Here is a 26,775-nt window from a genome sequence, read left to right on the forward strand (position 1 = left end):
CTAGTGCGCGATCGGGGTGAAGCGGTCGGCGAAGGCGCCGTCGCTCAGCGAGAGGGTGATCGTGGTCGTCCAGGCCGCGGGTGCGGCGGCTCCCGAGGCGGGAGTCGTGGACGCGGAGTCGCCGGCGCTCTGGGTCAGGCTGCCGGGGAAGGCTGCGGCGTACCCGGGCAGCTGCTGCAGCGCGTCGAGGGTGTCGGCGATGGTCAGCTCGTCGGGGGCGGTGATCGTCATCGTCACCGTCGCCGAACGGCTGGGCGACAGCGGGGCGCTGTCTTGGCCGACGGCGGTCGTCGGGCTCGCCGTCTCGCCGGAGAGCGCGGTGATCGAGACGTTCGCCGGCAGCACCGCCTGGATCTTCGCAAAGTACGCGCTCCAGTCGATTTCGCTGGCGGCGCCGACGTGCTGCGCGGCCTGCGCCAGTTTCACCTGACTCTGCACCGTGCGCACTGGCGCGTACTTCGACTCCTGCGCAAGCACGGACGCGTTCTGCGACTGGAGCTCGGAGAGATCCGCCTGCCCGCGTTGGGCGAGCAAATAAGCCCCCGCCGTCGCCACGCCGGCGATCACGAGGACCCCCAAGATCACGAGCATCATCAGGTTGCGAGTGGTGCGCGCCTTTCCTTTCTCGAGAACCTCGGGGGGGAGGAGGCGCGCGACCGGAGTACCGCCGACGACGAGCTCGTCGGCACGCGGCTGCTTCGGCGCTTTTGCCCCTTTAGGGGCCGTGGCGCTTCCACCCGCGGCATCCGTCTGGCTCGCGGCGCGGCGTTTGCGCGCGCCACGCTTGGCCGGCTCTTCGATGCCGGTCTCGACAAGCGGCGTGAGCAGCTCGGTGAGCGGCGATGGGAGTTCTGACGTGCTCATGCTGCGCTCCCGAGTGCGAGTCCGACGGCGACTGAGATGCTCGACCGCGCGGCCGCGAGCTGGCCCTGATCGAGCCCCTTGCCGACGGTCAGGTTGGCGAGAGGGTCACCCAGTGCGACGGGCAGGCGCGTGACATCCGCCAACGCATTGAGGAACCCGGGCAGTGCGGCGCCCCCGCCCGTCACGACGATGCTCTGCACCGGCGCCTCGGGGTGGACGTTGGTGAAGTAGTTCACCGTGTTGCGCAGGCTGGCGAGCATCTCATTGGTGACCTCGTAGATGACCTGGACCGCTTTGTGCTCGTCCATGTCGACGACGGATGTCGCGAGCCCCAGCCTCTTCTTGACCCGCTCGGCTTCGTCGCCCGCGACCTCGAGGCGCTGCGCGAGGGCGCGAGTGAGGTCGTCGCTGCCGGAGGGGATGATGCGGATGAACTGCGGCACCCCGCGCGCTGCGACGACGACCGTGGTCGCGCTGGCACCGAGGTCGACAACGGCGACCGTGCCGCTGCCGCTTGCTCGGTCGATCAGCGAACGAACGAGCGCGAAGGGGATGAGATCGACGTTCTGCGGCTCGAGCCCGGCCGTCTGCACCGCCTTGACATTGCCGAGGACGGCTTCCTTCACGGCCGCGACCAGCAGCCCGGTGACCATCGGACCGCTCTCGCCCACTGTTTCGCTGACCGGGTAGAAGTCCAGGAGCGCGTCTGACACGGGGACCGGAAGCAGGTCCTGCACGTGGAAGGGCAGTGTCGCGCGGATCTGCTTGATCGACGCTTTCGGCACCGACAGGTCGCGGGCGAGCACCCGCTGGTTCCCGACCCCGATCACAACCTTCTTGCTCTTGAAGCCCCCACGCGCCCACAGCTGTTTGAGGGCAGTGGCGACGGTGTGCGGCTGCTCGACCTCACCGCGCACCACGGCGCCGACGGGCAGGTCGAGCTCATGGAAGCGGTGCAGCACGGCGCGGCCTTTGCCGGGCTCGGTGATCTCGACGGCGCGGATGGTCTCGCTGCCGATGTCGATTCCGACGATCGTTGTGGGCATCAGTTGACTCCGTTCGGGCTAGGTTGTCAGACCGATAAGGGACAGATAGGCACCGGCCAGCGGTGCGCCGGCGATGGCGCCGAGCCAGGCACCCGCGAGCATCCACGGGCCGAAGGGGATGCCGGACTTGCGGCCGGCTCGGCGCGCGACGAGCAGCACGATCGCGAAGAGGCCGCCGAGCAGGAAGGCGGCGAAGGCTCCGACGACGAGCTGCGCGACGCCGAGATGGCCGAGGAAGAGGCCGAGGACTCCGGCGAGCTTCACATCGCCGAACCCCATGCCGCGCGGGGAGATGAACGCGATGACGAAGTACAGCGCGAACAGCGCCGCGCCACCCGCGAGCATGGTGACGAGCTGCGCCCAGTCACGGGTGACGACGGATGCCGCACCGAGCAGCACCCCGCCCACGAGGTAGCTCGGCAGCACGATCGCGTTCGGCAGCTTGTGGGTGTCGAGGTCGATGAGCGCGAGCGCGATGGAGATGGCCGCGAGGTAGAGGAACGCGACGAGGCTCAGGATCGAGGCGGTCAGGTGCGCGGCATCCGTCGCCTGCCATTGCGTGAGCGCGAACCAGACCGCGACAGCGGCGAACGCGAGCCCCGTGCCGAGCTCGACCAGCGGGTAGCGGGCGCTGATGGACTCGCCGCAGTGGCGGCACTTGGCGCGCAGCATGAGCCAAGACAGTAGCGGGATGTTGTCGTACCCCTTGATCGGTTCTCCACAGCGCGGGCACGCGCTGGGCGGGCTCACGATGCTGAGGCCGGCCGGCACGCGGTAGACGACGACGTTGAGGAAGGAGCCGATCAGGCTGCCGAAGATTCCGAGGGCGATGGCGGGCATGAGGGTCACCCCGCAGTGTTCCTGCGCGAGACTGTCACGAGCGGCCCCGTGTACGAGGCGGTGTCCGGCCCGCCGGTCGTGAGGTCGTACCCGGCGAGGCCGATCGCGGTGTAGCTCACGGAGGCAGAGCCTGACACCGACACGTTGCCGGAGAAGACCTGACCGGAGATATGGATTCCGGACCCGATCGAAGCGGCGCACGGCGTGTAGATGAAGGCGCTGATGCCACTCTGGAACGTGAACGCTCCACCGATGTTGAAGGAGCAGCCCGCCGGCGGCGTGGGCTGATGGTCGGGCACGTCGTCAGGCGTGATGAGCCAGACACGCGACCCACGTGTCGACGTGAACTTGCCCGACCCGGCGAGGTTGTACTGGTGGGCGTAGAAGACGACATCGGTGTTCAAAGCGACCGCATCGGACCCCCCGATCGTCAAGCCACTGGAGCAACCCAGCATGTCAGCGACCACGCCGGTCGCCCCGGCGGTCGAGGCGAGCTTGTTTGCGATCGCGGTCGACAGCGAACTGGCCGAGGTGCACGCGGCGCCGCTGACATCCAATTGTGCGAAACCTGACCAGACCGAGGTGTCACTGCTGTAGTCGATCCAGGTCGGCACCACGGGGGCGCTCGGAGCCGACCCGTACGCGCCCGGAGAGGACGGCACACCTGGGGCTGTGACGGTGATGGTGCCGTGGGTGCTCGACGAGGTGGTTCCCGTGTACCGAGGGTCGGTGTAGGTCTTCGCGGTGACGTTTCCGCCAACGCAGTAGTCCCAGTTCGAGCACTGCAGCGCACCGAAGATCCACGCTCCGCCGTGCAACTGGCCGCTGCCAGAGAGTGTCAGCGAACCGGCAGTCAGGCTTCCGCCGATGTAGGAGCCGCCACCCGTAATCGATACCGCTCCGGGGGTCCAAGCACTGCCGTCGATATGACTGCTGCCGTCAACGGTGATCGAGCTGCCGACGACACTGCCAGACACCTTCACCCCACCGCTCAGGCTCACCGCACCGCTTGCCCAGACATTGCCTGTGACATTGCAGGACCCGCTGATCGCGAGATCTCCGCCTTCGACTACTAGATCGGCATTGCTGTAGAACGCGCCCGAGCAGTTGACGTTCCCGGTTTGGATAACGACATCAGGCGACGCTGAACCGACCTCGACCAGTGAGCCGCCGCCGGCGAGTCCTCCGGTCGAATAGCCGAAGATCGCGGGTCCGTCAGCAATAAGACCGTGTGATGGACCCAGCACCACTTCCAGGTGAGCACTGTCCTGATCGCTGCGTCCCTGGATCCCGTTCTGCTGAGCCCAGCCCGTCGCCTCCAGCTTGACCTGTTGGCCGAGAGCGGTCGGGCAGCCCGGATGCCAGACGCCATCCGAACCAGCATGCTGCACCGTTACCTTGTAGACCGAATTCGGCGCCGCCATTGTGCTCGGCGTCGGCCCGGGCACGGGCACCAACGGCGTCGGGCTGACCGGGGCCACCGAATTGTCGTAGTTGCCCGCAAGAGCGGGACAGCGCCACACGGAGGTCGGACTCGCAGGAAAGCCCGCGGCGGCCCCTTTGTCGATATCGGCCGTGACGACGGCGACTCCTTGGTCTGCCGCGCCACGGGACTGCACACCGGCCCGGGTCGACGTGCTGGCGCCCAGTGCCGATGCCACCATCGTTCCCATCAGGGCGAGCACAATCCCACAGACAAGGATGACGCCGATGACGGAGACGAGCGCGTAGCCGCGGTCGCTCTGATCCTTCTGCCGCAAGGCAGCCATGAGTTTCAACACGCGATACCTGCCCCTGAGCTTGAGGGACTGGATGCGATCTGCGACACGATCGAGACCGAGTGCCCGTCGTAGCCCGTGCCTACGAACGTGACCTCGAGGACGGTGTTGGGAGTCGGGTCGGTCATATTGTGCGGCCCAGCGAGGAACACCGGCGTCGCGCCCTTGGGTGAAACTCGGGTCGCAAGAGAAGTCCAATGGAGCGTCTCCGCTGCAAAGGTGTTGCCGTCGTTCCAGGTGGCAACGCTGATCGTGCTGGCGGAGGCCGAGTAGCGCCACGCATGGCATGTCCACGCGGCGCTCGACCTCGGGCTCAATGATGGGGCGATCACGATGATGTCTCCTGGTTGCGAACCGTTGGTGACGGTGAACACGGGGGCGTTTTCAAGCCCTTGCTGCAGCGACCGGAGTGCCAGCTGCGCGCTGGTCGTCGAGTCCGTCTGGGTCGAGACGGTCGACTGCGCCCGAAGACTGGCGACTATGAACGACGCCGCCAGACTGAGGACCAGGGCGCCGACCGCCATCGTAACGATGAGTTCGATGAGCGTGAACCCCTGCTCGTCCTGCGGCTGCAACCGAGGTGAACCCATGGCCTAACCTGTCACCACAACGGACGTCTGGCCTGAGGCCAGTACGTCGGACGGGTCCGTCGGCCGGTAGGCGATCGATGAGATCGTCGCAACGCCTGGCGCCGTCGTGCTCGCGCTGGACGGGTTGCACACGACGGCGGTATCAATCTCGATCTTCGCGCCCGCGGCCGTGGTGATGACCGCGGACTGCGGAAGCAACGGAGGGAGGGGGGCCGGGGGTATGAGTGCGGCGCACGTACTGCCTGCGTTTCGTGCGCGCTCCAGCATCTGGTTTACACCTTGATTGGCGGTCGCGAGCAGCGAGTTCTTGGCTGAGACGTTGATCATGCCCATGACGGCCGGCAGCATCACCACGGCCAGGATCGCGAGGAGAAAGATCGCGACGATGACCTCGATGAGACCGAGGCCAGTTTCATGGTTTTCGGCCGGGTTTTTCATGGGCCCCCTTTCGCGCCGAGATCGAATGCGGGGCAGGGCACTAACAAGGGCCCTGCCCCGCAACAGATCTAGTCGAACGCTGCCTACGGCGTCACGCAGGTCGTCGGCAGCGAGTGCGTCGCGTCGACCTTGGTCACGCCGTCAGTGTCGGTCGCCCAATAGCTGTTGTTTGCGCTCTTGCCAGACACGCAGAACGTCGACCCGGTCGCTTTGAAAGCAAGGCCCGTTGTGTATTTGCTGAACGTGGCACCAGCACCGGTCCAGTCAGCGGTGGAAATCGCGGTGGTGCCATCCACAAACGTGGTCGGCAGACCGGTAGCGGCCGTGGTCGAAGCCGTCATACTCGACGGAAGCTGCCCGCCGCTAGTCTCCAAGCTCACCACCGCCGTCTTAAGATTGGTGACATCAGTCTGCACGGCGCTGTCCTTGGCGTTGTTCTGGACATTGAGGTACACGGGGATCGCGATCGCGGCGAGGATGCCGATGATGATCACGACGACGAGGAGCTCGATCAGGGTGAAGCCCTTCTCGTCCTCGGCCAGGAGGCCCTTGCGGCGGGCATTGAGCTTGCCCATGAGGCGGAAATACATGGTCGGGTATTCCTTTGTTTGTCGGTCGGGATGGATGCAGACGGACAAGACTTTCAAGCTCCGTCTGAAGTTGAGGTTAGGCGGCGTGTCGAGGGCCGGTAATCCCGCTTCCGGGGGTAAAAGATTCGCCCTAATCCCCCGATCAGGGGTGATTTCTACCCCTCTGTGGGGCTGGGTCAGCTGGCGTTCTGGACGGCCGAGGTGATCTGGAAGATCGGGAGGTAAAGGCACACGATCATGCCACCCACGACCACACCGAGGAACGCAATCAAGAGCGGCTCGATGAGGCTTGTCAGCGCCTCTGTGGTGGCCTGCACCTCGGCGTCGTAGAACTCGGCGATCTTGCGCAGCATGACCTCCATCGAGCCGGAGTCCTCACCCACCGCAACCATCTGAGTGACCATCGGAGGGAAGACCTCTTCATCGGCCATCGGCCCGGAGAACGACTTACCCTGCCGCACCGACTTCGCGATGCGCTCCAGCGCTGTCTCGATGACCCAGTTACCCGAGGTCTCTCCCACGATGCGCAGTGCGTTGAGAATCGGTACGCCGGCCGCCAGCATGCTCGCCATGTTGCGAGAGAAGCGCGCGATGGCGATCTTCTTCATCAGCAGACCGAACACGGGCAGTTTGAGCTTGACCGGATCGATCTTGGCGCGCACGGCTGGTTCGTTCTTGTTCCGCCGCCACCAGACGCTGCCGGCGATCACGAGGACGACGAGGGTCGGAGCGATCCACACCATCTGATGGGAGATGTCGACCAGGATCTGCGTGGGTAGCGGCAGTTTCGAGCCCAAACTCGCGAACATCTTCGCAAAGATCGGCACGATAAAAGTCAGCATCACCACGACGGCGACGAGCGACATCGCAAGAACCATCATGGGGTAGGCCATCGCCGACTTGATGGTCGAGCGCAGCGCCGCCTCTTTTTCGAAGGTCGTCGCGATCGAGTCGAGCGCACCGTCAAGGAATCCGCCGGTCTCGCCCGCCCGGATCATGTTGATCATCAAGGGCGGGAAGACGTCGTCGTGCTTGCTCATGCTCTCCGAGAGAGCAGAGCCCGTCTCGACGTCTTTCGAGACCGAGTGAAGCGTCTCCTTCAACTTCTCGTTCTCGCTCTGGTCGGCCAGGATCACCAGGGTGCGCAGCAGCGACAGGCCGGCTCCGGTCATGGTCGACATCTGCCTGCTCATCACGGCGAGGTCCTTGAGACCGACGCTCTTCTTGAGGAATCCGAACTCGATGTCGCGATTGAGGCCGGTGCCTGCCGCGGCGACGGAGATGGGCGTGAGCCCCATTCCGACGAGGCGCGAGGTTGCCGCCGCCTCGTTGGGCGCCTCAAGGCGGCCCTTCGTGATCTTGCCGTCGGGCCCACGGCCCTTGTACGAGAACGTCGTGGGGGCGACCGTCGTCATCACTGCACCAACCGGCTGAAGCTGTCGCCGAAGTCGGGGCCGGCCGCCTGAAGGGCACGGCCCGTGGCATCCGTCGCCGTCTCCGCACGGTGGATCAGGCGGTCGAACGCGGCCGGATCATGGGACTTCTCGAGGGCGGCCTCGCGGGTGATCTTGCCTGCATTGACCAATTCGGCCAGGTTCTGATCCATGGTGTGCATGCCGAGGTCGCGCCCGGCCTGCATCGACGAGGCGATCTGATAGGTCTTGCCCTCGCGGATCAGGTTGCCGACAGCCGGTGTCGTCACGAGCACCTCGGTCGCGACAACGCGGCCCTCGCCGCTGGCCTTCTTGATCAGCGTCTGACAGACCACGCCCTGCAGGGTCGCCGCGAGCTGCACGCGCACCTGGTCCTGCTGGTGCGGCGGGAAGACGTCGATGACGCGGTCGATGGTCTGCGCGGCATCCTGCGTGTGCAGCGTCGCGAAGACGAGGTGGCCGGTCTCGGCCGCAGTGAGCGCGACCGAGATCGTCTCGAGGTCGCGGAGCTCGCCGACCAGAATCACGTCGGGGTCCTGACGCAGCACGTGCTTCAGCGCGTTCGCGAAGCTGTGGGTGTCGTGACCGACCTCGCGCTGGTTGATGATCGACTTCTTGTGGTTGTGCAGGAACTCGATCGGGTCCTCGACCGTGACGATGTGGTCGGTGCGCGTCTCGTTCACCAGGTCGATCAGCGCCGCGAGAGTCGTCGACTTGCCGGAGCCGGTCGGGCCCGTGACCAGTACCAGGCCGCGGGGCAGCCCCGCGAACCGGCCGATGTGCTCGGGAACGCCGAGCGCCTTGAGGCCCTTGATCTCGGTCGGGATGAGACGGAACGCCGCGCCGATCGAGTCGCGCTGCTGGTAGAAGTTCACGCGGAAGCGCGCGTTGGCGCTCACCGTGTAGGCGAAGTCGAGTTCGAGCTCTTTCTCGAACTGCTCCTTCTGGGCATCGGTCAGCAGGGTGTAGAGCGCGTGCTTGACGCGGTCGCGATCCCACACGACCGTGCCGGGGGCCGAGCGCAGGCCGCCGTCGACGCGCAGCATCGGCGTCGCATTGGCCGTGACGTGAAGGTCGGACGCCCGGCTCGCGACCACTTCCTGCAGTGCGGCGATCAGCTGCGGATCTGCGTTGTCGCGCTGGGGGCTCGAGGTGTCGGTGACGGGGATCTTGACCGTGGGGGAGGGGTTGGGCGCCACGGGTGCGGGGGTCGGGGCGGGGGCCACGGTCGACTGGACGATCGTTTCGAGACGCGCTTCGCGCTCCTCAACGATCGGGGGCCGCTCAACGATCGGAGGCTGTTCAACGATCGGAGCCTGTTCAACGATCGGGGCGGGCGCCGGCACAGGCGCTGGGGGTGTGAGGAACGTCTCGCGCTGACGGAGGGTCGCCAGCATGTCGGCGAGGGCCTGGTCGTCGTAGTTGTCCGGCGGCGGTGCAGAGGGGATCGCGTCGAGACGCGGCGCTACATGCTGCTCCTCGGCGATCGGCGCCTGGTCGAACGCCGCCGGCTGGTGCCGCTCACGAAGAGAGCGACGCGACGGCGGGGCATCCGTCGCCTGCGCTGGAGCCGCCGCAGGCGTCGGCCGCCAGCCGAAGACGTCACCGCCCTCTGACATGTCAGGAATCTCGTAAACGGGCTTGTCCATGGTGCTCCTTTTTCCCCGCTAGGCCACGACGCGAAGAACCTCTTCGACAGAGGTCCACCCCTCAAGGCACTTGGCCCAGCCGTCTTCGCGCAGCGTGAGCATTCCTTGCTCCCTGGCCACGCGGCCGATCTCTGCGCTCGAGCGGCGCTCGACGGTGAGGCGCTCGACCTGCTCGCTCACCGGCATGATCTCGTGCAGCGCCATCCGGCCGCGATACCCCGTTTGGGAACAGGCCTGGCAGCCGACCGGGCCGAACAGCACCCCGCCGAGGTTGTCGAGCGCCCTCATCGGGAAGCCGACCCGCTCGAGAAAAGCGCGATCGGGCTCGATCTCAGCCTTGCAGCGCTCGCACAGGCGCCGGGCGAGGCGCTGAGCGACGACGCAGTCGAGGGCAGAGCCCACGAGGAACGGCTCGATGTCCATCTCGGTGAGGCGGGTGATCGCGCTGGGCGCGTCGTTGGTGTGCAGCGTGCTCAGCACCAAGTGGCCGGTGAGCGCCGCCTCGATCGCGATCTGCGCGGTCTCGTGGTCGCGGATCTCACCGAGCAGCACCACATCGGGGTCAGAGCGCAGGATGCTGCGCAGCGCGCTCGCGAAGGTGAGCCCCGCCTTGGGATTCACCTGCACCTGGTTGATGCCAGGCATCCGATATTCGACCGGGTCCTCGACCGTGATCACGTTGATCTCAGGCTTCGAGACGGTGTTCAGCGTCGTGTACAGCGTCGTCGACTTGCCGGAGCCCGTCGGGCCTGTGACGAGGATCATGCCGTAGGGCTTCGTGTACGAGTTCCGATACACCTCGAAGTTCCGCGGCAGCAGGTTGAGGCTCTCGAGGGACATCGTCGTGCTGGTGTTGTCCAGGATTCGCATGACGATCTTCTCGCCCCACACCGTCGGCAGGGTCGCCACGCGCAGGTCGATCTTGCGGCCGCCGTGGCTCACCGACATCCGGCCGTCCTGCGGCTTGCGGCGCTCGGCGATGTCGATGTCGCTCATGATCTTGAGGCGGCTGATCACGCCGTTCTGGATCGCCTTCGGCGCACTCTGCATCTCGTGCAGCACGCCGTCGATGCGGTACCGCACCCGTACTTCGTGCTCCGCCGGCTCGATGTGGATGTCGCTCGCACGGTCTTGGATCGCCTGGCTCACGAGCAGGTTGACGAAGCGGACGATGGGTGCGTCGTCCTCGGCGTTGTCGGTGTCGAATGCGGCGAGCGCCGCCTCCTCACGCGACTGCTCCTCTTCGAAGGTGGCGGTCAGGTCCGACAGCTCGTCGTCAGCGCGCAGATAGCGGTTGAATGCGGCGTCGAGATCGGCGGACTCCGCGACCACCAACGAGATCGGGCGACCGGATGCCGTGCGCACGTCGTCAACGGCCGGCAGATTGTCGGGAGCGTCGGTCGCGACCACCAGGTCGCCATCGGCGAACGCGACCGGCAGGAGGCGGCTGCGCCTCAAGATCGCGGGGTTTACCAGCGCGACGGCGGTGCGGTCGACCGGGAAGTCGGTGAGGTCGACGAACTGCACGCCGGCCCGCGCGGCCTTGGCCTTGGCCACCTGGACGGCCGAGAGGACGCCGTCTTGAACCAGATGGCCGATCGCCTCGGCCTCAACGGCCGGGGTCGCCGAGATGAGGTCGAGGTGCTCAATGGGTAGGGCGCCGTGGAGGATGAGGATCTCCGTGAGGGACGCCATGGGACGTACCTCCTCACGGGATGCACGCCTGGGTCGGGTACCCAGGTGGGGCGGTCGGTGTGTCCGGGGGTCGGCCCGGACCTGTGCAGGTTATACAGACCCTCAATTACGCGGCCATATCCCCGTGGTGGGGGCAGAACATGTGTATAGCCCTGATGTGGGGCGGTTTCCGCGCCTGGCCCGATCGGGCGCGCTTGGGTCGATGGGGCGCACTCGGCTCAAGCATCCGTATGCCCGATCCGTTCAGCTGCGCCCGACCGGTAGCACCTGATGCGCGCGCTGGGCCAGATGCGATGCGATCTCCGCCCACATGGCCGCCCACGCGAAGACGACATCGTCGTAGCCGAAGCGGAGAACCGTGTACCCCATCAGACGCAAGCGCCTATCCTGCTTGCGATCACGTTCGAGTTGCTCAGGATCCTCCAGATGCTGCTTACCGTCGAGCTGGATGATCAGGCGATCACCGATGAGCAGGTCGACGCGATGGCCGTCGATGACGACCTGCTCGCGACACGTGGTGCCCGCCCACCCGAGCCTGACCCGGGTGATCGTCTCGAGCCCGGAGTCAGCCTTGTCGCTGACCAGCGCCACGACTTCGGCGAAGCGCCCGCGTCGCACTGATGCAAGGCGATGAAGTTCTTCAATGGTGACGAACCCTTTTCGGACTGCCGAGTCGAAGGTCGCCACCGCGATCTCGAGGGGCTGGCAGTTCGCGACGTGAGCCAGAGCATTTCGGCCGGATTCCACGGCGACCCGCGCCGAGTCAGGTTCGATGGGAGACGGCGACCAGTGCACTTTGACCTCGAGCGAGTCGGGCCGCACGTGCGAGTTGTTGACTCGTGGCACGACATGCAGGGTGTCCGTCTCGAGAGTCCATAGACCCATCGCCCGAGCTGCAGTGACGCACGCAGCCCGCGAGTTCATTGAGACGGCGCGAGCGAAGGCGGGAGGTACGGCGGGCTTCGAGACGATGTTGCGCCCGTGCGCGATGAGGCGACCCGAGCTGAGTTCTTCCTGGATGCCACGCCGGGAATATCCGGCTGCTCGGAGAGTCGACCGGGTCGCGAAGCCGTCGTTACGGGCGAGGACGCGATGAAGATCCATGAGAGCAGGGTGGCGCTGCCTACCGGCTGAAGGTACCGGGAAGGGTCCGAATTGTGGAGGGCGCGCGAGCCGTGGCCCTTGGGGACGGAGAGATCGCCGTAGAACGACGCCGAGCCTCGGTTCGACCCCGCGATTGCGGCTGCTCGATCGGGCGTAGTCGGGTCGATCGGGCACGACAGTGCGAAGCATCCGTATGCCGCATCGGCCCAAGTGCGCCCGATCGGAACTATGCGCTGGCCAGGCGGCTGCGCGACACGGGATTCAGAACTGCTGCAATGCCCAGATGCCTGCGAGGCCGGCCGCGAGCACGACCAGCGAGACGGCCCCGACGATGATCACCGCGCGGCGGCGCCACACGCGGCGATCGTCGTTCTGGTGGGCGACGATGTCGGTCGGCGACAGGGCTCGCGGGGTGCGCTGCCGGATCTTCCATTCCGCATCGAAGTCGGGCACCTGCGTGACCACGAGATTCGCGCGCACCTTGTAGCGCACCACACCCCCCGCCGGCACCTCGGGCGGCCTGAATTCGAGCAGGTTGATGTCGGTGACCGGCGGCCCCTGAGGGGGCAGCGCGCGGCCCACCGTGAACTTCGCATCGACCGACTCGGTCTGGGCGACGCGGCGGGCGACGACAGGGGCCGTGTCCTCGATCGTGCCGTGACTCTCGGTGCGGACGGTGTCGTCGGGCTCAGGCATCCGTTGCCTCGTCTGGGGTGGTGCTCGTTTCGAGACGCGGGCCTTCGGCCTGCTCCTCAACGAGCGGGTCGAGCGGGTCCGCGTCGGGGGCGACGTCGACCAGAACGGCCGTGATGTTGTCGTGGCCGCCGTGGTCGAGCGCACGTCGCAGAAGAGCGTCGACGGCCTCGCCCGGGTCGGCGTGGTGCGCGAGCACGTCGTAGAGCTCGGCCTCACTGAGCTCGCCGTGCAGGCCGTCCGAGCAGATCAGGATCCGCTCGCCCGCCTCGACCGGGTGCACCCAGTAGTCGGCCGGGCTGTCGGGCGCGCCCACCGCACGGGTGATCACGTTCTTGTGCTCGAAGGTGTCGACGTCCTCCTGGGCGAGATTGCCGGCGTCGAGCTGCTCCTGCATGTACGAATGGTCGATCGTCATGCGCTCGAAGCGCGCACCGGAGACCCGGTAGACGCGTGAGTCGCCCACGTTCAGCACCAGCCAGTACGGCAGGCCGTCGTGCCTGACCTGCACCACCCCGGTGAGCGTGCTGCCTGCGCCCCGGCGGGTGCGGTCGCTGAGCGCCGCGACCGTCTGGTGCGCGCGGCGGATCGCGTCGGCGACCTCGTCCGGGCGCACGTCGTCGCGGCCGACGAGACCCGTGAAGGCGCGGACCACCGCGGCGCTCGCGACGGCGCCGGCGTCGTGGCCGCCCATGCCGTCGGCGACGATGTACACCGGGAACTCGGCGAGGTGCGCGTCTTCGTTGCCGCGGCGGTGGCGGCCGGCATCCGTGCTCGCTGCCGTGCGCAGCTGCGGTTCCGCGTCGGCGACGACGACCGTGACACCGTGATCAGCCACCCTGCACCACCTTGACGCCGAGCTCGCCGAGCATGAACTGCGGAGTCACACGAGCACGGTTGCGAGCGCCCAGCTCGGTCTCCTCACTGGTGCGCGGGTCGATCAGCCAGACGCCGTTGGTCGAATCGAGGTCGGTGACCTGCCATTCGCCGCCGACGAACTCGAGCACCGCGTGAGTCGCAGAGACCGAGAGGGCGTCGTCGGTCACCGCGACGAGCTGCGCGCCCGGGTAAAGCGGATGCGCGGCCGGTCGGCGGCCCAGGATCGCCGATGCCCCCGTGAGCTCGACGCGCGCGCCCATCGACGTCTGCACCCACCATCGCGCGCGGCGGCGCGGCGAGATCACGGTCGCGTCGGAGTGGTCGCCTGAGGCGCTCGCCGCATTGGCCTGCACAGGGCGGATGATCGTCGCATCGTCGTCGATGACATAAGGGGCAGGCGGGGCGGATGCTTCAGCCGGCGGTTCTTCGACAGGTGCTGCGATCGTTTCGAGACGCGGGCCCACGGCCTGCTCGTCGATGATCGGCTGGGGGGCACGGGAGGGCTCCGGGGCGGAATCCGCACTCGTGTTCATCGAGCCGGGCAGGGGCGCGATGAATCCGGCAGCGCTCACCGGGGTCTCGTCGATCGGGGGCGTCGAGTCGTCGGCGGCTGGGATCGCGAGGGGCGCCTGCGGCGGTCGCTGCGCCGACCAGACCACGGGTTCGACCGCAGCCGTGCGGTCGACGCGGCGCTGCAGGCCGAGAGCGAGGGCCCACACCCACCAGGCGACGACCGCGAGCACCGTGTACCAGCCGCTGCGGCCGAGCCGCCGGTTGATGCGGTGGCTCGCGATGAACAGCATGATCGCGCCGAGCCAGCTGACGACCGGGATCACGAGGGCGATCAGCCAGTACTCGCTCACGCCTCCGAGCCGGTAGGCCGTCGCGATGTTGACGAACGGGATCCAGGCGCGCGAGCGCTCGACGCCCAGCGCCTCGAAGATGCCCTGCAGGCCGAGCGGCACCACGACGAGCCAGATCGCCAGCGAGATCACGAGCGGCACGATCAGCGTCGCTGTCGCACCGCCGGTCAACGCGAACGACAGAGCCTGCTCGTCGGTCGGGCTCATCGGTCTCCTCCACGGTTACGGAACGACCGCAGCGAGATCAGCGCCAGCAGCCGCTTCCACCTCGGGAATGCCGCCGCGAGCCTGGTGCGCTGCTCGTCGAGCTGCGCCCAGAACTCATCCGCTTCGTCGGGCGTCGGGTCGAAGGCGCCGAAGACGGCCTCGTCGGCGCCGTGAGCCAGTGTACGCAGGGTCGTGGAGTCGCTCGCGCGGGACGCGGCCGAGTAGAGCGCGGCGGCCTCGACGCGTGAGCGCACCCCGGGCGCGGGCAGGCCGAGGTCGACGGCGGTGTCGACGAGCTCGTCCCACCCGGAGGCGATGCGGCCGGCCGACGACGGCGACTGCCGGCGGACGCGGCGACGGGCGAGCTTCACGATCGCGAGCGAGACGAGCGGCGCGGCGATGATGAGCAGGATCAGCACGATCGTTCCGCCGATGCGCAGCGCGGGCAGCCACGCGGCCGGCCCGGCCGCGGCCTGCGGCGCATGCTCGTTGTTCTGGCGGTTGCCGCCCGTCGGGTTCGCCTCGGGCGGCGGCTGCACGGTGGCGACGTGCTGCTGCACCTGCGTCGGCAGCTTCGGCACGCTTGTCGTGATCTGGTGCTCAGACAGCGGCAGCTTGCTCTGGGGCGTCGTCGTCAGCGGCACCCACGTGAGGTCGGCGGCCTGAACCTCGACCCAGGCCGTCAGGTTCTTGCCTCGGCAGACGCCGTCGGAGCAGGCGGGGATCGCCGCAGCATCCGCATCGCCGCCCGGCAGAGTGAAGCCGAGCACGACGCGCGCGGGGAAGCCGAGGGATTCGGCGATGAGGGCGGATGCCACGGCGAACTGCTCGTCGTCGCCGACGCCCGCGACGAGGTCGGCCGGCGCGGCATCGAGTCCGACCTCCTGCTGCTGCCGCAGCAGGTCGTCGAACAGGGCGCCGATGCGATCCATCGACTCGCCCGCGAGGCTCTGGTGGAACTCGGCACCTGCACCCTCGTCCGTGAGCCAGGTGTCGGTGCCCGTCGGCTTGACGAGCGAGTGGCTCAGATAGCCGCGGTCGCGCAGCCGCTGGATCAACCCGGTGAGCGCCTGCCCGCCCGTTCCGAGATTCTGCGACTGCACCCACTGCGTGAGGCTGTCGGGGATGTCGGCCGTCGCCGGCACAGCGCCCTGCGGCGGTGAGAGCGCGCCGAGCTGTCCGGCGGCGGACTGCGGTTTGGCGAGCAGCGTGTAGGAGTCGCCTGCCTGCAGCTTGTGCAGCTCTGCCCCCGCCTGCAGCTTGTCGTTGTAGTAGAAGCCGTCGGTGAGCGCGTTGACATCGCTGCCGCCGAAGCTGATCGCCGTGAGGCCGTCGACGGTCGGCAGCCACACGCCGGAGCCCAGCGCCGCGTCGAAGCCCGAGCCGATCGTGAGGTCGAGGCTCGCCAGCCCCTGCGCGCGGGACGAACTGGTCAGCTGCGGCTTGTGAGCGAACGCGCTGCTGCGATCGGAGTCGTTCGGCAGCACGGTGTACTGCTGCCCGTTGTAGAAGCTCATGGTCGCCACCCGCAGCCTGCCGAGCTGCTGCGCGTCGCCCGAATAGCGGATCACCGGCGCGTTGTAGGTGTCGGGCTGCGACGAGAACGCGGCGCGATACGTCGTCAGCGGGCTCGTGTACCGGCCGAGCTGCGCGGTCGCGTCGACGGCGCTGCGCAGCACCTGCCGCTGGCTCGGCTCGAGCGCGGTGGACGACAACGGCACGGCGACGGCGAGGCCGACGAGTGCGACCGCGACCGCGCCCGCGATGCGGCGCGCGGACCCGACCGCGGTGCCACCGGGGCGACGGATGCCGGAGGCTGCCGCCGCCTCGCGAAGGGCGACCGTGCGCGCGTGCTGCCCGCGCCAGACGAGGAAGCCGCCCGCGGCGCCGAGCGCCAGCACGCCGACGATCGTGTGAGTGAGCGCCGCGACCCGGAACGAGCCGATCGTGAGCGACGTGCCGGGGCCCGTGGTGCCGAACACGATGGCGAACGCCGTCGGAACGAGCATGATCGGCACCAGCGCCCCATAGCTGCGCGAACGGCTGAAGACGATCGAGAACGCCGCAGTGGTGCACACGAGCATCGTGACGAGCAGGGGCACGAGCAGGGTCTGGAAGTGGCCGACGGGAGTGTCGACGGTGATGAGCTTCTTCCAGTCGCCGACGGTCGCGACGACGAGGTCGCGGTAGCCGCCGACGAAGTCGGCGCGCGACGCGAACGCGCTCGGGATCGCGAGCGGCACGCCGAACGCGACATACGCCGCGGCGGCGCAGACGGAGACCAGTGCCCACGACCAGCCGCGCAGGCGCCCGACGAGCACCGCGCCCGCCGCGATCGCCACCGCGCCCGCGACCGTGACGACGAGGTACCAGGTCTGGTAGATCGGCCACGCGGCGAACGCGCCCACCGCGACGAGCGCGAGCACGAACCCCAGGTCGACGAACATGGCGGCATCGGGGCCGGCCGCCCTGCCGCGGCGGCGCGCGGCCATCAGGCTGCCCTCCGCAGCAGCATACGGAAGTCGTCGAGCACCGGGATCGTGAGCACGCCGACGTCGCCGAGCCTGCGGTAGCTCGGGCGCGACGCGGGATCCGCCACGACCGCGACGACCTGCACCCCGGGATCGAAGCGCAGCGGCAGCTGCGCGAGCCGCTCACGGCTCGTCGCCGAGCCGCAAGCGATGAACACGATCGACAGGTCGGTCATCGCCCGCGTCGCGAGCCCGCAGACCTCCTCGAACTCCATTGCCGCGCTCGAGCGCTCGACGGTCGAGAGGTCGTCGAGCAGCGCGGTCGGCGTCATGACCGAGAGCGAGCGGATGGCGCGCACCGAGCGCTTCGCCACGTCGAGGATCTGGTCGCTCGCGACCACGGCGATCTGGCGGCCGTCACGGACCGCGCGGATGCCGAGCGAGCCCGCGATGCTCACCGCGAGCTCGTATTCGTCATCGGTCGCGAACTCGTCGTCGCGCATGCCGAGTACGATCGCGAGGCGCGCACGCCTGGTCTCCTCGAACTGCCGCACCATCAGCCGGCCCGTCTTGGCGGTCGACTTCCAGTGCACGTGCCGGCGACCGTCGCCCGGCTGGTACTCGCGGATCTGGTGGAACGAGATGTCCTCCGCGACCACGTCGCGGCTCGGCGTGCCCTCGAGGTCGCGGACGAAGCCCGAGCTGGTCGACGGCACGGCGACCGTCTTCGGGTGCACGAAGAGCCGGTGCACCTCGGCCCAGGCCGCTTCGCGCTTGAGCGTGCCGAGGGGGTCCGTGCGCACGGTGGTCACGGGCCCGATGTCGATGATGCCGCGACGGTATGCCGGAACGATGAGGTTCTCGCCGTGGGTGTGCCCTGGGCGGAGCAGCGGCACCCAGACATCCGTCAGCCCGCTGCCGATCGGCACGTCGATGCGGCTGGGCAGCTCGATGCGCCGTGACGTGTTGGAGACCGTCAGGGTCCCGACGACCTCAGAACCGGCGACGACGCGCTCGACGGGAAGGGTGAAGCCGACCCGGTAGGCGAGCGAGCCGGCGAGGAACGGGATCGCGATGACGAGCACCGTCACGGCGATGAGGCCGGCGACGATGAACTCCATCCAGCCGAGCGCCAGGCCGAGCGGCAGCAGCACGAGCGCGCCGGTGATCGCGAGCCAGCCGACGGGCGTCACCGTGTCTGAGACGTGGGACCAGACCGTGTTCGCGACGGTCTGGATCTCGCGCCCCGACTGCACCGCCCAGACGGCGAAGCGCGTCCGCGCGCTCCAGCTCTCTGCGACGAAGTGCGTGGTGGTGCCGGTGCCGGTGCCGGTGCCGGTGGCGCCGCTGTTGCCCGTCGAGTCGAAGGTCACGCCACGGTGCTCCTCACCGGCGGGACGACGTCGAGCAGGATCTGACCGACGACGGCCTCGGCCGTGACGCCGTCGAACTCCGCCTCCGGATCGAGAACGAGGCGGTGCGACAGCGCAGGCACCGCGAGCGACTTGACGTCGTCGACGTTCACGTAGCCGCGGCCCTGCGACGCCGCCCAGGTCTTGGCGGCCTTCGTCAGCGCGCGGGCGCCGCGCACGCTCACGCCGACGCGGGTCTGCGCCGCCGTGCGAGTCGCCTCGACGATGCGGCCGATGTAGTCGAAGATCACCGCGTCGGCATGCACCGCGCGCGCGATCGTCGACATGCCGACGAGCGCCTGCGGGGTGATCACCGGGTTGAGCTCGTGCGGCGCCTCGCTGGTCGCCTCGAGGATGCGCACCGTGGCCGCGAGATCCGGGTAGCCGAGGCTCGTCTTGATCATGAAGCGGTCGAGCTGCGCCTCGGGCAGCGGGTAGGTGCCGGCCTGCTCGATGGGGTTCTGAGTCGCGATCACAAGGAACGGCGCCCCGGTCGACCGGGTGACGCCGTCGACCGTGACCTTGCCCTCCTCCATCGCCTCGAGCAGCGCCGACTGGGTCTTCGGACTCGCGCGGTTGATCTCGTCGGCGAGCACCACGTTCGCGAAGATCGGACCGGCGTGGAACTCGAACTCGCCGTTCTTCTGGTCGTAGACCGTGATGCCCGTCACGTCGCCCGGCAGCAGGTCCGGAGTGAACTGGATGCGCGTCGACGAGCCGTGCACCGTCTGCGACATCGCACGCGCGAGGCTGGTCTTGCCGGTGCCCGGCAGGTCCTCGAGCAGCAGATGACCCTCACTGACCATGGCCGCGAACGCGAGCTCGACGACGTGGCGCTTCCCGAGCACCACCTGCTCGACGTTGTCCGCCAGCGCCTGGAACGTGGATTGGAACCAGGTCGCCTGCTCAGAGCTGATCGCCATGTGCTGAAAGTCCTTCGTGGTGGTCGGTGTCGCTAGTTCGCGGTGTCGCAGGTAAGCGGTGAGGTCTGGATCGGGTTGTCGGGCGTGTAGCTTGCGAAGCCGCTCACGCCCCACGTGATGGTGTAGAGCACGTTACTGATCGTCACCGTTCCCGCGGGCGGAGGGGAACCGTCGGAAACGTCGGTCGTTGTGCCATCGGCCGCGGTCGCCGTGTAGGAGCTCACTGTCACGGTCGGGCCGGCCTGCGCCACCCCTGCGCCGCTGGGAACCACGGCGATCGTTCCCGGCGCATCCGTCGAAGACGTGCAGCTTGCCGTCACGCTCGTCACCTGCAGCTGGAACGGCGCAGAGCCGGGAGCCCGCGCGACGCTCACGGATGCCCCGCAGAACGTGTGCGTGACATCGCAGTACTTGGCGCTGAGGTCCGGCGCGGACCCGAAGGTCGTCTGGTCGCCGGTGACGACGAGCCGGTAGCCGCCGCTGCGCTGCCCGCTGGTGCATGACGGGTCGCCCGCGAACTCGTAGTCGGGCAGGCCGCCGCCCCGGCTCGTGATGTTGTAGGAGCAGCCGCTCGGCACCGGCGCGTGCGACTGGTCCCACACGACCGCCGAGCCGAGATCCTGCTGGATGACGCCGTATTGGTTCGTGTAGCAGACGAACACCTCGTAGCGCTCGAACTGGTTCAGCCCGTCGAGGGTGGGCGTCGACGAGACGTCACTGTCGCTGCCAGGCTGCGAGTAGTCGATGCTTGCACTGCCGCCCGCGTTCGAGCACTGCGGGTTGCCGCCGGGCTGCACGGCGAAGTAGAGGTAGGCGCCGGACTTGGCGCTGCCGTTCGGGTTTCCGGAGGCGGCCGGCGACACGGTGATCGAGCTGTCGGTCGTCGAGAGCCCGCCGACCGAGTTCAGCAGCGGCGAGCCGGCCGGGGTCACGGGGGTCGAGTCCGGCACCGCGCCGACCTTGTCCCCCGGCGGCTGGGTGAACTCGCTGACGGGAGTCACGGTGACGTTCGTCGGTGAGCCGGCCGCAGCCGACAGGCGCAGCGTGACATTGGCGCCGCTGCCGGCGTTGACGGTCTGCGCGTTGCCCGACCACTCGACCTTGTACGACGAGGCGGTGCTGTCGCTGTTCGGGATCGTGACGTCGAACGCGCCCGTGGTCGGGCTCGTGATGTTCGAGTCGTAGACCGGGGTCGCCGTCACGCCCTGCACGACCGGCTGCGAGAACGCCCAGCCGATGGTCTGCACGCCGGTCAGCGATTCGCCGACGGCGTTCACGGCCTTGACCAGGAAGGTGTGCTTGTCGCCGTTGCGGAGACCCTTGACCGGCGGGCAGGCGCCGCTCGCGTCGCAGCTCACCGACGCGCTCCCGTCGACGTAGACCTTGAAGCCCGTCAGGGCGGGGTACGAGCTCGACGCGTTCCCCGGCGAGACGGCGAGGGTGACGCTGTCAGCCGCGTAGGCGACCTGGGCGACGGATGCCGGAGCGGCAGGGTACCCCTTCAGCTCGAACGAGAGCTTCCCGTCCCCTGCCCCAGAGCCGCTCCGCCTGCCCTGCGCGTCCTGCACGACGAACGGCACGGTGCACGTGCCGCCCGGCGCATCGGGCGACCAGTGCGCGGTGACGCTGCGGTCGCTCGCGACGCTGAAGGTGACGCCCGTGCAGCCGTCGACGGCGCCGGCCACCGAGACCACCTTGAGCGGGGTGGACGAGTAGGCGTTGACCTCGTCCGACAGCCCGACGACGCTCGCCGAGCAGCTCGTGCCCTGCGCCTCCGAGCAGCTCAGCGAGGTCGATCCCCCCGCGGGAAGCGTGTTCGGCGCGGGGCCGACCTTGAGGGTGATGTCCGCCGTCGTGCCGACGCCGCTGTACCCCGCGATCGTCACTTGGACGACTTCCTCGAGGCCGGGCTGCGCCGTGTCGTTCGCGTGCACTGAGATCGACTGCCCGTTCTGCGTCACGCTGAACAGCTGGCCGTGGTAGGCGACCTGGAATCTCAAGCCGGACAGGTCGCTGTGGCCGAGCCATGTGGTCATCTGCGTGAGATCGAAGGAGACCGCCGCCTGGCCAGGGCTCGCCGTCAGCGACGCAGGGCGCAGCTGCGGCAGCGGCTGCTTGGGGATGACCTGGATCGGCACCGCGATCATCGTGTACTCGGACTGCCCGATGAGGCGAACGGGTGCGAGGCACGCATCCGTCCACGGGGCGCCGTCGCCCGCGTCGTACGTCAGCGTGTTGCTGCTGTCGATCGAGCAGCTCGCGTCCTTGCGCGCCTTCGTCGTCTGGACGTCGCCGTCCTGCGTGGTGAGCGCCGTGCCCGGCGGCGTGCTCACGATGTCGCCGAGGTCGACGCTCGCCGTTCCGCCTTCCGCCACCTTGAGCGGCTTCACATTCGTCTTGAGGGCGAGGATCACGTCGGCAAGCGCCGGCACCCGCAGGAATCCGTATGTCGTCGCCGCCTGCCCCGTGAAATCGGCACCGGTCAGCGCGAACGGGATGAGCAGGCCGGATGCCGGCACATGCGACACCTTGATCGTGTCGCCGGACACCGACACCCCGTCGACCTTCTGGTACAGCGAGAGCTTCAGCCCGCCGATGTCGCCGGAGCCCCACGAGACCTTGCCGTGAACGACGTCGATGCCCTGCGCGAGCCTGCCGCGGTTCTGCGCGTCGACGACCGTGTCGACCGCGATCGGATAGTCGGGCACGTGCCCGATCACCACGTCGACCACGATGAGCCCGGCGCTCACATCGCCCTGCGCGTTCTTCACCGAATACGTGTAGGTCAGCGTGCGCGGCACCGCTGTCGAAGTGATGACGACCTGCGTGGCATCCTGCGACTTGATGTTCTGCGCGAGCACGTCGTAGAGCGCGCTGCCCTTCTGGGCGTCCGGTGTCACGTCGACCAGCGTGAGCGCGCCGCCCGTCGGGTCGACGTCATTGGACGTCGGCTGCACGATGACCTGGTTGCCCTCGCCCGCCTGCACCTGCACGTAGTCGCTGAAGGTCACCGGCGCCGGGTCGGTCTGCGCGTTCAGCACGCCGACCATCACCGTCGCCTGGCCGGTCTCTCCCGCGGAGTCGCGCACGCGATAGGTGAAGCTCTGCTGGCCCTGGCTGTCTGCCAGCGACGTGAACACGATCGCCGTGCCGTCCGCCGAGATCTGCGCCGTGCCGCTGGCCGGCTGGCTGACGATCCGGTCGAGTGCCACCATGTCGCCGTCGGGGTCGACGCCGAAGGGATCGAACGGGATGCGAACGGATGCCCCGGCCGCGACCCGCCCCGTCAGTGTCTGCGGCTGCGGCGGCCGGTCGCCGCCCTGGGCCAGCACGGTGACGCTCACGGTCGCCTGAGAGGTGAGGGACGGGTTCCCCGCGGAGTACGCGGAGTAGCGCAGGGTGATCGGGGCGCTCCCCGGCGAGGTCGAGGGCGCGAGATAGCGCAGCACGCCGCCAGCGGCGAACGCGAGGCCCTGGTGCGACGGGTCCTGGATGCTGGACGGGTCCAGCTCGACGATGTCGCCGTTGGACCCCACGTCGTTCGCGAGCACCGGGATGTCGACCTGCGCTCCCGCCCGCACGGTCACCGAGTCGTTGATCGCGACCGGGCGGCTCGGCGGCTGGTCGGGCAGCAGGTAGACCGTCGCGACGCCCTGGATCGTCATGTCGGGCGCGTTCGTGCCGTCGCCGACGGTGTAGTCGACGGTGCCGAGCAGCCCCTCCGCTCCGGTGCCCGTCGTGCCGCGCACGCGCAGCTGCGACTGCCCGACGACGTCGACGTCGAGTGAGGCGCCCGGCGCCGGCTGGGGCTTCGGGCTGCTGAGCAGCAGCACGTGCCCCGTCGGGTTCTGCACGGCGGAGAACACGTCGACCGACGTGTCGGTCTGTGGCCTCACGAACACCGTCACCGGTGTGGTCGACAGCAGCGGCTGATCGTCGTCGACCACGGTGATGCGCACAGTCGCTGTGACGCTGGCCTTGGTCGCGGAATCGGTGATCGTCATCGTCACCGGGTAGCTGCCGGGGTCGGATGCCTGGAAGTCGAAGGTGGAACCCGAACTGTCGACGGAGACGGTGGCGTCGGCCGGCGCGACCGATGCCCCGGAATCCGCACTCGCCGAATTCGAGGTCGCGAGCGTGGCGCTGGCGATCGTCGGCGTGCCCTTCGCGCCGCGGATGTGCGAGGCCGGGTTGACCGTGAGCGGCACGTCCTTCGCGGTCATCAGCCCGAAGTTCTCGACCTGCAGCGTCGGCGTCGCGGTGACGTCGATGCGCAAGTCCTTCTCGGCGGTGGCCCCATGGATGTCGGAGATCGTGACGGGGACCGTCACCGTGCCCGGCTGCTCGCTCTGGCCCGCCTGGAAGACGACGGTGCCGTCTGGGGAGACGCTGACGGTGTAGTCGGGACCGCTGGCCGCGGACTCGGCGAACATCGCATCGCCGTCGGGGTCGACCCAGCCGCGCAGCACGGGCACCTCGACCGAGCCACCCGGAGCGACGCTGACTCCGTCCGGCCACTGGTAGAGGCACGGCGAGTAGCCGTTGCACCACAGCGGCGGCGAGTTCGCCGACGGCGGGCTGACCGTCAGCGTGACCGTCGCGGGTGCCGACTTCAGGCCGCCGCCGCTCGCCGTGCCATCGGTGAGCGTGTATTGGAAGGTCGCCGTGCCGTGTGCGTTCGGAATCACCTGGACGGTGACGGTCTGCGCATCGCTCGAGATGGCGGCCGTGCCGAACCCAGGATCCAGCCCGGTCAGCGACCCGGGAACGATCGACAGCACGTCGCCGTTCGCGTCGTAGTCGTTCAGCATCACCGGCAGCGAGACGAGCGCGCCGGCCCGCACCCCGAATGCGTCGTCGACCGCGGTCGGCGGCAGCGGGTTCGTCTCGCGGTTCGACGGACTGTTCGCGTCGGCCGGCTGGGTCTGCGTGTTCTCGTTCAGGTCCCAGTCCTGCGACCCCTCGACGATCTTGCCGGACGGCACCGACCACACCCAGCCGCTCGTCGTGTCATTCAGGATCTCGGCGCTTCCGCTGCCGCGGAACACCGGCGTCGCGGTCTGCTGCAGGGCGTTCGGCTCGCCCCCGCTCGCGCCGTAGTCGAGATCGGTCACGCGGCCGGTCACCTGGCCCGACAGCTGGGATCGCCCGCTCCACAGCACGCCAGGGCCGTTGCCCTGCTGCACCCATGCGGCGTACACCTTCGACCCCTGCCAGACCGGGGCGGCGGGCGTGCCCGCCTGACCGGTGACGGGCTTCGTGAGACCGCCGTCCTTGATGTCGAACGCGAGCAGCCCGCTCTGGCTCGCGAGCAGCACGACGCCCTTCGCGACCGACGGCTGCTGCAGCACGGCCTTGCCGTCGAGACCGGTCGTCAGCTTCGACGCCCGCCCGCGCACCCAGAGGCTGCCGCTGCCCGCGCCGAGCAGCACCCACCGGCCCCCGACCGCGGTGAGCGTGGCGCCCGGGCGGTCGGGGCCTCCAGGCACAGCATCCGCGCCCAGGGTTCTGCCTGTCTGGATGTCGTATCGCAGCACCGTGTGCGCCGTATGCGAGTAGGCGTACAGCACACCGTCGGTGCCGATGGCGAGCGTGTCCGCGCTGTAGATGCGCTTGCCGTCGCTGCCCGGCGCCGCGATCGGCTGCGACTTCTTGGTGCCGTCTTCGACACGCGAACCGTAGACCGCGCCCGTGTTGGTGAGGTAGCCGACGTAGCCGCCGGTGTGGACGACGGTCACGGTGCCGGGAGGTGTGTCGGCGAAGCCCGCGGAGGCGCCCGTGTAGGTGGCCGGCTGTGCCGGGTCGACCTGGGCCACCTTCGTGTCGTTCTGAGAGTAGAGCAGCACCCGCCCGTTCGCCTGCACCAGGTCGCTCGGACTCGTGACGTTCTTCACGGTGTCGAGCTGGCCGAGGGCCGTGTCGACGCGGGCATAGCGCTCGCCCTGCCCGGTCTGCAGCGCCCACACCGCACTGTCGTCGACCTTGGTCTGCACGACGTCGTACCCGCTCGCGACGAACCCGCCCGCGACGAGCGCGCCCGTCGCCGCCACCGCCGCGCTGACCTTGAACCACGTGCTGCGCAGCACGACTCCCCACCGCGCGCGCCGCCCCCCAGGGGCTGCCATCTAGAAGACCCCCGCGTACACCAGCCACACCGCGGTCGCCGCCATGACGACCGCGGTCGCGCCGCCCACGATGCCTGCCACGGTGGCGGGGCTCGGCCGCGACCGCTCTGAGTCCGTCTCGCCGCGGCTCGCCACGATGGTGTTGCCCCCCGTGTCGATGCGACCGACGTGCGCCTGCTTCGCACGGGTGCGGCTGCTCTCGACCGGGACGATCGAGACGACAGCGCCGCGAACACGCGTGTTGCCGAAGTCCTCAGGCCGCGACTGCGGCGCCCATTCGTCGACGGCGAGCTCGAGCGGTGTGATCGGCAGCCCGAGGTCGGTCTGCGCCTGCTGCAGTTCGCGGGCGAGGGCGAGCATGCTCTGCTGCCTCGCCTCGGGCGATTTCGACATCGCCCGCATCAGGATGCGCTGCACCTGATCGGGGATGTCGGCCGGCAGCGTGCGCGGGCGCTCGCGAATGATGCGCATGCGCTGCTTCGCCCGCGAGTTCTCACTCCTGTCCGGCTTCTCGAACGGCGCGTGACCCGCGAGCAGCGTGTATACCGTCGCGGCGAGAGACCAGACCTCGCTCTGCACGGTGCCCGTCGTGGTCTCGTTCAGAACCTCGGGGGCGCTCCAGGGGACGCTCATCGCGAACACGTCTTCGTGGTGGCTCGAAGCGAGGCTCGTCGCGATGCCGAAGTCGCCGAGCACCGGGGCGCCGAACGCGGTCAGCAGGATGTTGGACGGCTTGATGTCGCGGTGCAGCACCCCCGCCCGGTGCGCGGTCTCGAGCGCGCTCGCCATCTTGATCGCGACGTGCAGCGCGCGGTCGACGGCGACGCGCTCGCTGATGCCGTTCTCATCGCGGCGGATGAGCGGCGACGGGCAGTACTCCATCACCAGGTAGGGGCGGCCGTCTGCCGAGATGCTGGCCGCGTGCACCGTGAGGATCGACGGGTGCGGGCTGAGCTTCGCCATCACGTCGGCCTCGGCGTTGAACATGCGCAGCACGTCGGAGTCGACGAGGTTCGAAAGCAGCACCTTCACCGCGACCGAGCGCCGCGGCATATCCTGCTCGTAGAGGAACACGTCGGCGAATCCGCCGGTGCCGAGCGGGAACCTGTAGTCGTAACCCGAGAGCACAGGGGGCTGCGACGGCGGCCGATGAGCCATCCGGAATCCCCCTCCTC

General features: G+C 68.7%; 19 protein-coding genes. All 19 read right to left on the minus strand.

What is annotated here, in order from left to right:
* A complete protein-coding gene (locus D7I44_RS05320) occupies positions 1 to 864 on the minus strand; it encodes a PilN domain-containing protein (protein ID WP_120788535.1) in 864 nt (287 codons plus the stop codon).
* Positions 861 to 1,910, minus strand: a complete 1,050-nt coding sequence (gene pilM, locus D7I44_RS05325; RefSeq protein ID WP_120788536.1) for a type IV pilus assembly protein PilM — start codon at positions 1,908 to 1,910, stop codon at positions 861 to 863. The genes D7I44_RS05320 and pilM overlap by 4 nt, the downstream gene beginning before the upstream one ends.
* 18 nt (positions 1,911 to 1,928) lie before the next feature.
* Entirely contained in the window at positions 1,929 to 2,750 is an 822-nt protein-coding gene (locus D7I44_RS05330) for a prepilin peptidase (protein ID WP_120790807.1), read from the minus strand.
* A gap of 5 nt (positions 2,751 to 2,755) precedes the next feature.
* Positions 2,756 to 4,519, minus strand: a complete 1,764-nt coding sequence (locus tag D7I44_RS05335; protein ID WP_120788537.1) for a polymer-forming cytoskeletal protein — start codon at positions 4,517 to 4,519, stop codon at positions 2,756 to 2,758.
* Between the two features lie 5 nt (positions 4,520 to 4,524).
* Positions 4,525 to 5,103, minus strand: a complete 579-nt coding sequence (locus D7I44_RS05340) for a PulJ/GspJ family protein (protein ID WP_162940064.1) — start codon at positions 5,101 to 5,103, stop codon at positions 4,525 to 4,527.
* A gap of 18 nt (positions 5,104 to 5,121) precedes the next feature.
* Entirely contained in the window at positions 5,122 to 5,556 is a 435-nt protein-coding gene (locus tag D7I44_RS05345) for a type II secretion system protein (protein ID WP_120788539.1), read from the minus strand.
* Positions 5,557 to 5,639: 83 nt separating this feature from the next.
* The gene (locus D7I44_RS18635) at positions 5,640 to 6,146 is read right to left on the minus strand and encodes a type II secretion system protein (RefSeq protein WP_281271697.1); all 507 of its coding nucleotides are present in this window, start codon (positions 6,144 to 6,146) and stop codon (positions 5,640 to 5,642) included.
* Between the two features lie 176 nt (positions 6,147 to 6,322).
* Entirely contained in the window at positions 6,323 to 7,561 is a 1,239-nt protein-coding gene (locus tag D7I44_RS05355; protein ID WP_162940065.1) for a type II secretion system F family protein, read from the minus strand.
* On the minus strand, positions 7,561 to 9,228 hold the full coding sequence (locus D7I44_RS05360; RefSeq protein WP_281271698.1) for a type IV pilus twitching motility protein PilT: 1,668 nt from the start codon (positions 9,226 to 9,228) through the stop codon (positions 7,561 to 7,563). The genes D7I44_RS05355 and D7I44_RS05360 overlap by 1 nt, the downstream gene beginning before the upstream one ends.
* Positions 9,229 to 9,246: 18 nt before the next feature.
* A complete protein-coding gene (locus tag D7I44_RS05365; protein ID WP_120788540.1) occupies positions 9,247 to 10,923 on the minus strand; it encodes a GspE/PulE family protein in 1,677 nt (558 codons plus the stop codon).
* A 243-nt stretch (positions 10,924 to 11,166) separates the two neighbouring features.
* Entirely contained in the window at positions 11,167 to 11,769 is a 603-nt protein-coding gene (locus D7I44_RS18065; protein ID WP_162940066.1) for an endonuclease domain-containing protein, read from the minus strand.
* Positions 11,770 to 12,288: 519 nt separating this feature from the next.
* Positions 12,289 to 12,723, minus strand: coding sequence for a hypothetical protein (locus D7I44_RS05375; protein WP_120788542.1), 435 nt, complete (start codon positions 12,721 to 12,723; stop codon positions 12,289 to 12,291).
* The gene (locus D7I44_RS05380) at positions 12,716 to 13,558 is read right to left on the minus strand and encodes a PP2C family protein-serine/threonine phosphatase (protein WP_120788543.1); all 843 of its coding nucleotides are present in this window, start codon (positions 13,556 to 13,558) and stop codon (positions 12,716 to 12,718) included. Before D7I44_RS05380 ends, D7I44_RS05375 begins: the two co-directional genes overlap by 8 nt.
* Positions 13,551 to 14,669, minus strand: a complete 1,119-nt coding sequence (locus D7I44_RS05385; RefSeq protein ID WP_120788544.1) for a DUF5684 domain-containing protein — start codon at positions 14,667 to 14,669, stop codon at positions 13,551 to 13,553. Before D7I44_RS05385 ends, D7I44_RS05380 begins: the two co-directional genes overlap by 8 nt.
* Positions 14,666 to 17,161, minus strand: coding sequence for a transglutaminase-like domain-containing protein (locus D7I44_RS05390; RefSeq protein WP_120788545.1), 2,496 nt, complete (start codon positions 17,159 to 17,161; stop codon positions 14,666 to 14,668). The genes D7I44_RS05385 and D7I44_RS05390 overlap by 4 nt, the downstream gene beginning before the upstream one ends.
* Positions 17,161 to 18,513, minus strand: a complete 1,353-nt coding sequence (locus D7I44_RS05395) for a DUF58 domain-containing protein (RefSeq protein ID WP_120788546.1) — start codon at positions 18,511 to 18,513, stop codon at positions 17,161 to 17,163. The genes D7I44_RS05390 and D7I44_RS05395 overlap by 1 nt, the downstream gene beginning before the upstream one ends.
* Entirely contained in the window at positions 18,510 to 19,475 is a 966-nt protein-coding gene (locus D7I44_RS05400) for an AAA family ATPase (RefSeq protein WP_120788547.1), read from the minus strand. Before D7I44_RS05400 ends, D7I44_RS05395 begins: the two co-directional genes overlap by 4 nt.
* Before the next feature lie 32 nt (positions 19,476 to 19,507).
* Positions 19,508 to 25,600 (minus strand): Ig-like domain-containing protein, encoded by a 6,093-nt coding sequence (locus D7I44_RS05405; RefSeq protein WP_162940067.1) that lies wholly within the window; start codon positions 25,598 to 25,600, stop codon positions 19,508 to 19,510.
* A complete protein-coding gene (locus tag D7I44_RS05410) occupies positions 25,601 to 26,758 on the minus strand; it encodes a serine/threonine-protein kinase (RefSeq protein ID WP_120788549.1) in 1,158 nt (385 codons plus the stop codon).
* Between the last annotated feature and the right edge of the window lie 17 nt (positions 26,759 to 26,775).

Origin of the sequence: Gryllotalpicola protaetiae, assembly GCF_003627055.1 — a bacterium.
GTDB classification, from domain to species: domain Bacteria; phylum Actinomycetota; class Actinomycetes; order Actinomycetales; family Microbacteriaceae; genus Gryllotalpicola; species Gryllotalpicola protaetiae.